The following is an 8,104-nucleotide window of genomic DNA, read 5'->3' on the forward strand; positions in this document are numbered from 1 at the left end:
GGACTTGAGCTTTTTAATTATTTATTCAACTTACCGCAAAAAATTATACACTTAGATTAAAAATATTAATATTTGGGAGTCTTTTCTCTAATTGATTTTTTATTCCTTTATTAAATGAATTTCACGATCAAACATTTGCTGCATCTTTTTATTAAAATTATGGGCAATAAAGACAATTGTTGCCTTGCTTTTTAATAGCTTTTGCAAAATATTCATAGTCGCCGTCTGATCAATTGCACTAGTTCCTTCATCAATCAAAATAATGTCACTGTCATGAATCTTAGCTCTTGCTAAGACGATTTTTTGACGTTGTCCTCCGGAAATATTCAAATTATCCAAGTCAATTTTTTCATCGACACCTGCTTTAAACTTTTTAATATCGGCCGCAAAATTAACTTCATCAAGCACTTGAGCTACTTGATTATTAAGTTGCTTGTTGAACATTGTAATGTTTTCTTTAATTGTACCCGGAAATATGTTCGGCTCTTGTGGAATATAGCCTATTCTTGACATATTAGGCTTAATTGTCAAACCTTGACTATTTTGAAATTCAATTTTGCCTGTGCTAGGTTTAAGTTCACCCAAAATCAATTTAAATAAAGTAGACTTACCTGCGCCTGAATCTCCTGTTAATAAGATTTTCTCGCCAGGTTTAACTGCAATATCAGGAAAAGTAAGTTTTTCACCATTAGGATACTGCAAAGCCAAATCTTTTGTTGAAAATGCTACTGGTGTCTCTTCTTGGCCAGCTTTAACTTTTTCAATCACAGTAGCATCACCATCAACTTGTTTCATTAAATCCTGTGACGATTTCATAAAACTTAATGCCTGAATTGTTTGTTGTAAGCCGATCGAAATATTAGCTGCAAAGTTTTGGACAGACATAATTGCACCAAAAATCACTAAATTCTTAGTGATCAAAAAAGCCGTCAAAGACAACAGGATTATTTGTCCTACCATGTTACAGATCCCATTCAAAATAATTAATTGCTGTTGAGCAGCCGTTTGCTTAACATGAGCCTGTTCTACTTTACTTGAAGTTTTTTCACCTACCTGAAATAACTTAGCACCAGCAAAATATCTTCTTAATTCTTCTAAGCCAGAGAACCATTTAGCTAAAACATCTAGATAATGCTTATTTTGCTCAGAAACATTATTAGTTGCTTGTTCCATTTTCTTTTGTACTAATTTAGGTACAAAGTAAGAAACAATATCAATCACTACACTAGTCAAAAAGATTGACCAATTAATTGTAAGTAGAGCCACCAATGCCGCAACAAACATTGAGCCATAGAACGGCACAATTGGATACCAATCAAAATAATTTTTTCTAATCATTTCTAAATCATTAGTCATCCGATTTTGCACGGCCGGTACTTGATGATTTTGACCATCTCTAAAGTAATGTGTAGCCAAACGAGCGCGCACCTTTTTATTATATTCTTCTTCCTGCACTCGAATTACAAATTGGATATAATAGATCATCCCTTGAGCAGCTAAATATAAAATCCCCATTAAAGCCGTCGCAAGTAAAATCTTCACCCAAGCACGATCTTTGATATAAGTCAGCCAGTACATTTGAATGTAGCCTGCACCAATAGCAGCGACACCTGAAATAACTGATAAAATATTAATGTAAATAAATCTTAAATAATTAGTTTTAATAAAGCCTTTGAAACTCAATCAGCGTCACCTCGATTAGTCAATTTAATTTGTCGATCAAACATTGAAACTAATTCTGTAGAATAATTGTGCGCAATCATAATTACAGTACTTGGAGTATTCAATAAATTTTGTAATACTTGCTTCGTCCCAGCACTGTCAATTGCACTAGTCCCTTCATCGATCAATAGCCATGGTGATTGATGAATCAAAGCTCTGGCTAACACAAGCTTCTGCCTTTGTCCTCCAGATAAATTTCCTTTATCCAAATCAATTTGACTATTAAGTCCAGCAGACATCTTATCCAAATCCTTGGTAAAACCTACTTGATCTAATACACCTGAAATTTGATTATTTAAAGCACTATTAAACATCGTGACATTATTGGCAATTGTGTCAGGAAACAAGGTATTATCTTGAGCAATATAGCCTAATTCATCAAGATCAAAATTTAATTTTGGACCATTATGATCAAAAAAATGATCTCACCTTGGCTGGGCGTTAATTTACCTAAAATTAATTTAAATAAAGTTGACTTGCCAGTTCCACTATCACCAGTAAGCAAGATTTTTTCACCTTGCTTAACTGTAAAATCTGGGTAAGATAAATACTCACCATTTTTGAATTGTAAGGCCAGATCTTTTACTTCTAGCCTGTTAATTTTCTTAACTTGATGCTGATCTGGAGCTATTTTTACTGGAGCTTGAAGATTAGTAATTTCCTTATTCAAATCCTTGGTAGATTTAATTAAATTCCATTCCGTTACAAATGCTGAAACACCATTCATTACAGTTGAACTAAATTGAATAGTAGTAATTACCGCACCAAAAACAATTTGTCCTTGCAAATATAAGTAAGCACATAAAACCATCAAGACCATTTGTCCCACAATATTAACTACAAAGGTGATCATATCTGCAATAGCAATAGTTGCTCCTTGATGAACAGCTGCTTTTTTATATTCGTCTGCGCTTTGGTTAACTGATTCACTAAATATATTAAAACTGGTATATCTTCGTAATTCATTCAGGCCACTCATCCACTTGGCTAAAGTGTTTAAGAACTTTTCATTTTTTTAGTAACCTTTATTGTGGCCGATGAAGTCATTTTTTCAAAAGTTTTAGGCAAAAATAATGAACTTGCAGTTAAAATCACCGTCGTTACTACTAAAAGCCAGTTAAATGAAAACAAAATTCCAATTGAGAAAAGCACAGACAACAAGTACATAAAACCGTTTTTGATTGGTTTTAAATAATTCTGTGTTAGCTGATCAAGATTGGCAACCAATTCATTTTGCACTTTAGCAGTTTGGGCAATTTCATTTTTAAAAAAGTAGCGACTAATTTTTACACGAATTTGATGCAAATAAGATTGTGATTGCTTTCCGTATAAGTAATCTGAACTAGTAATCAAGGCTAATCTAACTAGATCACAGCCAATAGCCAAACAAATAAAAATAATAAAGCCAAATAAATTCATTTTCTTTAGCTGGTTAAAGGCCGGGGTCATCAAATATTGCGAAGCAGCATCAACGGTTGTACCAATGATAACCATTAGAAAAATTAAAATGAATTTAGCTTTATTGACCTTAAAAATCCCTTTAATACTCATTTGTCTCATCTCCAAGCAAATTAAAATATTAAAAATATCTTATTTATGCTTAATATTACTGCTATTTTTTTAATATTCAATCACTTTTTACTAAGTGGTTAAAAAAATAACTTGAACGGCAAAATTATTACTATATCTAGCTAATTCATTAGGAAAAATTGGCAAAAAAATAGACTAGAAACTCATTATCAAGCTTCTAGCCCATTAGTTTAATTCAATTATTAACGGTAATTCTTCAAGAAATCCATCATCTTTTGATAAGCTGCATCATGATCTGCATCATATGCATCGACTACATCGACTACTTTATTATCCTTAGTAATAATACGGTACTCACGTAAGTCTTTCTTTTCATTAGCAACAACTGTAATCTCACCCTTACCTGGGGTAGAGAACAATTCTGGATTAAGTTCTTCGTTCAACTTATCTGATAATTGTTGGTTAAATGCGATTGTATTCATTTTTGTTTTTATCTCTTTTCTAAAAAATCCAACACAGACATTATATCATTATTAGATAACGTTGATGAATTTAGTTTTATTTTTTATCAAGGAGAACTGTACCTGCAGAAGGATTATGATCAATTGCACCAATGATGGAGCAGTAACACCTTCAATATAGCACAGCAATACTTATTCCAAAAATATCAATTTGTTATTTTGCCTTATTACTTTTACGTATAGATTTCACTTAATTAAATGCACAACAAACATGGCAATTCCTAAGAAGACAAAAATTAAGGCAACAATCATACTAGTTACTGTGCCGGTAACTAAACCTAAAATGATCATGCCAATAATTGAATAAATATCCATTTGTTATCCCTTCAATTAAACAATAACAGCAGTATTTACTTTTATTATGTAGCATGAACACTTTAAAATACAATTTTAACGTATTTTAATTTGCTAACTTTCGATATAACGGCAATAGCTGCCCAATACCATCTAAGATGAAGTTTTCCATATCTGCAACTTGATCTTGCTTTCTAAAAGCAAATTTTCCTAATAGGAAACTGGATTGAGTTGCTTCCTTATTAAATGGAGTCTGTTTTTCAGCATCTGTTAAATACTCATTTAAGGATAAATGATCAGCAAACTCCATTTCGTTTTTATCCCATAAGTACCAATTATTAGTTGTCCGCCCTTTTGCCCAATCAGGAAGATCAGTTAATAATTTATTGTATTGTTCAGGATTATCGCCGCGCTTTTCACTCTTATAATGCTGAAACATAAGATAAACCTGCAGCTGCTTATTATCCAGCATCACGCCGATGCATGGACTTTTATCGGCTAAAGCATTCAAACGATAAGCTGCCCAGTAATGATCGCGTAAGTTCCAACCATTGGTCCAACTTTCAACATGAACTTTAGCAAATTTATCTTGTGGTAATTTTTGATAAACATTTAAGTTTATTTCTTTCCAGGTCTGCCAAATTTCTTTAAAATCTGTTTTTATTTGCGCTAATTCATCTTCAAAATATTGCGATTTCAATTTTTTAAAAGAAAATTCATCCCGATCAAAAATTGCATACATTTCTTCAGTTAATTGCGTCATTTTACAAAGCCCTTACCATATTTACGCTAGTAACACCAGTTGGATCTGGAATATCATCATTGGTCTCGCCTTCATTATAAAAACCACGTTTTTCATAAAATTTAATCAATTTCGGTAAACAAGTTAAAGATATAGCTTGACGATTTTGCTTTCTGCCCTCTTGCGCTATTGCTTCAATTAATTTTGTCGCTACGCCTTGTTTGCGGTATTCAGGCAAGACCGCTAAACTCAAGACCATTTGATAGCGATCATCTTTTTGATTAGGATGATTTTCAAAATATAATTCATCTTCAATATAGCGTTTATTAAAAGCAGGACCAAAAATATGACCAATCACTTTTCCATCTTCTTGTGCAACTAAAAAAGTATCAGGATAATTCTCAATTCTACCAATCATATCTTGTTCAGTTTGCTTTTTAGTCATCTTAAATGCGTCAGATTCCAGTTCTACTACTTCATTTAAATCATCCATTGTTACGGTGCGAATGATCATAATAAGCATCCTCCTTAGGTTTATCTCTAAAAGTGAAAAAGGGTTCAAAAGTCATCTAGACTCTTGAACCCTATATTATTACTCTCTATTTAATTCTTCCACTTTAATTTAAGACGATCTTGCTCAGTCTTTTTTTGAAAATACGTCTTCACCTTCGGCACTACTTCTTCGCCATAAATTCTAATGGCATTCATCACATCTTCATGCGGCATTGAAGCAATTGGCAAATGAAGATAGAAGCGAGTTAACCCAAGTTCTTCCATGACTTTGATGATCTTATTTGCAACTGTCTCGCTATCGCCAACAAAAATAGCTCCATTTTCTCCAACTGCCTCAAGATATTGTTCATATGTCATCCCTGTCCATTGCGGTCTTTCCGTACTAATTTGATCAACTAACAATTTGGTAGGATAGAAGTAATCCTTAATTGCTTTGTCTTTATCATGATTTAACCAGCCCCAAGAGTGTGCAGCAATTGGCATCTTCGTTAAATCATTGCCAACTTTTTCTGCAACTCTTCTGTACAACTTAATTAGTGGTTTAAAGTGCAAAGGATCACCGCCAATTATCGCATAAACGATTGGCAAACCTAACTCTGCAGTTCGGATAGTCGATTCTATGCTTCCGCCTGTAGCTACAGAAATAGGGATTGGCTTTTTAGTGCGCGGATAAATTCCTTTATGATCAACTCCAGGTGTAAACTTTCCTTTTGGCCAATCGAGAATTTCTTCTTTGTTCATTTTGAGTAGCATTTCTAGTTTTTCAATAAAAAGTTCATCGTAATTTTCTAAATCATAACCGAATAGATCAAATGCCTCAGTAAATGATCCACGTCCTGCCATGATTTCAACTCTTCCTGGTGAGATTGCATCCATTGTTGCATATTGTTCATAAACTCTAATTGGATTAATTGTTGGTAGATTTGTAGTAGCACTTGAAAGATGGATTTGCTTAGTTTTCGAAGCAGCAGCTGCTAAAATGATTTCCGGTGCTGAGACAGCAAAATCTTTGCGATGGTGTTCACCGATTGCAAATGCATCAATATTCAATTTGTCTGCAAGAATGATTTCTTCTAATAAGTCTCTAATTCTTTGATCATGACTAATTGCTTTTCCTGTTGTTTCTAATGGTGTAGTTTCACCAAATGATGAGATACCTAATTCAATATTCATAATAATCATCTCCTAAATTTGATTTACTTACTTTTTGTAAGTAAAATAATAGCAGATAATTTTTGAAAAAGCAATATCTTGAATATGTGATCCTTTACTCAGTTTCAATTCTTCTTACCAACATATTTGATAAATAAAGCCATAATCAAAATAACCAAACATAAAAGAAAAATATATGCATGCTGTGTTCCGATTCTGGTTAAATCAGCTGACTTAGTACCTTTTTGACTAGAAGCAACGATTGCTGAAGTAATTGAAGTTCCGACAGCACCGGCAAATTGTTGAGCAGTATTTAGAATAGCGTTGCCTTGAGTAGTTTCACTCTCATCAATCACTGCCAAAGTATCAGTCATAACATCTCCCAATATCATTCCCATTCCTGCCATGTAAATGATATAAACTATCAATATAAAAATATTATTCATCTGATTAGGTAATACTGCAAAAAACAATGTTTCAAGCAACATCAAACTTACACCAAATAAAACAGGTTTGCGTGCACCATAATTATCTAGCAACCGACCACCAATTGGACCCATGATTGCACCAGCAACTCCTGCTGGCAAAACAATCAAGCCTGCTAAAAAAGCAGTATTATGATTAACCAATTGAATGAAATTTGGCAATAAAAATGCATTGCCCAAAGATATTAGTTGAATGCAGAAAAAACCAATAATATGACCTGTAAAACTATGATTTTTAAATAATTTTAGATCCAAAATTGGCATTTTAATTCGATTAGATCTCCAAATTAACAGAGCTAAAGCTAATAAAGCAATCAAAATTGGAATAGCAGTTGCACCCAATTGTCCTGTTCCTAAGTTACTGAAGCCAACTATAACCACCTTACGAGTCGGGGTATTTAATAATATAAGTGCCTATCTGATGCCCGATATTTTTGCTGAAAATTTTAATCAATTTAAAAGATTAAAGATCAGTTCTAACAGTATAGAACTAGTTAATCTATTTAATGAGGGAAAATTAGATGCAATAGTTATCAATAGCGACTTCTTTACTCAAATTCAAGGTTCTGCAATTGAGACGCAAATTACTAATGAATCTTTTGCAATTCTCTTTCGCAAAAATAATGCTCTCATTGCAAGCCAAAATAGTATTTCGTTAAATGATTTAAAAAATAAAAATCGTAAATCAAAATAACTATTATAAAAAATATTTATTGGTAATAGTTAGCTATGCATAAAGCGAATGAATAAAGATTATTAATTAGCTATTACGTTTCTTAATTTGGCGATTTTGTGTTAACTTGATTGTTATCCAAATAACAACGTATGAAAGAATAAAAATAAACAATGTCCAAATATTGATAGACCAATTATTTAACAACATCATTATTGAGAATAAGCTAAAAGTTCCAATTAACATAAAAAGTCTTCCTTTCCGAATTCACTATTTAAATAAGTGGTTAAATTCAAAATACAAGATGTTAAAATTCAAAAGTAAAATTTTAAATTCTAAAAATTAATATCTGTAAGCTAAATATTTAAGTTACTGAACTGACTTTGCTGAAACTGTCAAATCTTTTGTGTAAATAGATCTTTCTCGTAAATTGATTTTTTAATTATTTATTTAATCAAAGTAGGATTCTAAG

At 32.3% G+C, this 8,104-nt stretch carries 9 protein-coding genes and 1 pseudogene; 1 reads left to right on the top strand and 9 read right to left on the bottom strand.

From position 1 onward, the window contains the following. Positions 1-99: 99 nt before the first annotated feature. From CP363_RS10035 to CP363_RS10065, 8 genes and pseudogenes are all read right to left on the bottom strand, one after another. Complete coding sequence (locus CP363_RS10035) at positions 100-1,683, bottom strand: ABC transporter ATP-binding protein (RefSeq protein WP_065990870.1); 1,584 nt, start codon at positions 1,681-1,683, stop codon at positions 100-102. Continuing rightward, a pseudogene (locus CP363_RS10040) lies at positions 1,680-3,273 on the bottom strand (ATP-binding cassette domain-containing protein). The gene CP363_RS10035 and the pseudogene CP363_RS10040 overlap by 4 nt, the downstream one beginning before the upstream one ends. Positions 3,274-3,494: 221 nt before the next feature. Further along, positions 3,495-3,734 carry a hypothetical protein gene (locus CP363_RS10045; protein ID WP_005720287.1) on the bottom strand — a complete coding sequence of 80 codons (240 nt, stop codon included), beginning with the start codon at positions 3,732-3,734 and terminating at the stop codon, positions 3,495-3,497. A gap of 225 nt (positions 3,735-3,959) precedes the next feature. Next, the gene (locus tag CP363_RS11150; protein WP_255404471.1) at positions 3,960-4,088 is read right to left on the bottom strand and encodes a hypothetical protein; all 129 of its coding nucleotides are present in this window, start codon (positions 4,086-4,088) and stop codon (positions 3,960-3,962) included. An 85-nt stretch (positions 4,089-4,173) separates the two neighbouring features. After that, positions 4,174-4,830 (bottom strand): HI_0552 family protein, encoded by a 657-nt coding sequence (locus CP363_RS10050; protein ID WP_098036204.1) that lies wholly within the window; start codon positions 4,828-4,830, stop codon positions 4,174-4,176. 1 nt (position 4,831) lies between these two features. After that, positions 4,832-5,323, bottom strand: coding sequence for a GNAT family N-acetyltransferase (locus CP363_RS10055; RefSeq protein ID WP_005728861.1), 492 nt, complete (start codon positions 5,321-5,323; stop codon positions 4,832-4,834). Positions 5,324-5,412: 89 nt separating this feature from the next. Beyond that, positions 5,413-6,495 carry an LLM class flavin-dependent oxidoreductase gene (locus CP363_RS10060; protein WP_089149852.1) on the bottom strand — a complete coding sequence of 361 codons (1,083 nt, stop codon included), beginning with the start codon at positions 6,493-6,495 and terminating at the stop codon, positions 5,413-5,415. 104 nt (positions 6,496-6,599) lie between these two features. Then, a complete protein-coding gene (locus CP363_RS10065; RefSeq protein ID WP_233187166.1) occupies positions 6,600-7,301 on the bottom strand; it encodes an MFS transporter in 702 nt (233 codons plus the stop codon). A gap of 79 nt (positions 7,302-7,380) precedes the next feature. Between CP363_RS10065 and CP363_RS10070 the strand changes: the two genes are divergently transcribed. Next, positions 7,381-7,653 carry a hypothetical protein gene (locus CP363_RS10070; protein ID WP_023488567.1) on the top strand — a complete coding sequence of 91 codons (273 nt, stop codon included), beginning with the start codon at positions 7,381-7,383 and terminating at the stop codon, positions 7,651-7,653. 66 nt (positions 7,654-7,719) lie between these two features. Here the strand turns inward: CP363_RS10070 and CP363_RS11235 are convergent, their stop codons facing one another. Further along, positions 7,720-7,878 carry a hypothetical protein gene (locus CP363_RS11235; protein ID WP_005720278.1) on the bottom strand — a complete coding sequence of 53 codons (159 nt, stop codon included), beginning with the start codon at positions 7,876-7,878 and terminating at the stop codon, positions 7,720-7,722. Positions 7,879-8,104 lie beyond the last annotated feature (226 nt).

Source organism: Lactobacillus sp. UMNPBX12 (genome assembly GCF_002553955.1).
Classification (GTDB): domain Bacteria; phylum Bacillota; class Bacilli; order Lactobacillales; family Lactobacillaceae; genus Lactobacillus; species Lactobacillus crispatus.

Bases quoted from the DNA above. Each gene is read 5' to 3' on its own strand.
- CP363_RS10045 (WP_005720287.1), bottom strand. From the start codon at position 3,734: ATGAATACAATCGCATTTAACCAACAATTATCAGATAAGTTGAACGAA.
- CP363_RS11150 (WP_255404471.1), bottom strand. From the start codon at position 4,088: ATGGATATTTATTCAATTATTGGCATGATCATTTTAGGTTTAGTTACC.
- CP363_RS10050 (WP_098036204.1), bottom strand. From the start codon at position 4,830: ATGACGCAATTAACTGAAGAAATGTATGCAATTTTTGATCGGGATGAA.
- CP363_RS10055 (WP_005728861.1), bottom strand. From the start codon at position 5,323: ATGATCATTCGCACCGTAACAATGGATGATTTAAATGAAGTAGTAGAA.
- CP363_RS10060 (WP_089149852.1), bottom strand. From the start codon at position 6,495: ATGAATATTGAATTAGGTATCTCATCATTTGGTGAAACTACACCATTA.
- CP363_RS10070 (WP_023488567.1), top strand. From the start codon at position 7,381: ATGCCCGATATTTTTGCTGAAAATTTTAATCAATTTAAAAGATTAAAG.
- CP363_RS11235 (WP_005720278.1), bottom strand. From the start codon at position 7,878: ATGTTAATTGGAACTTTTAGCTTATTCTCAATAATGATGTTGTTAAAT.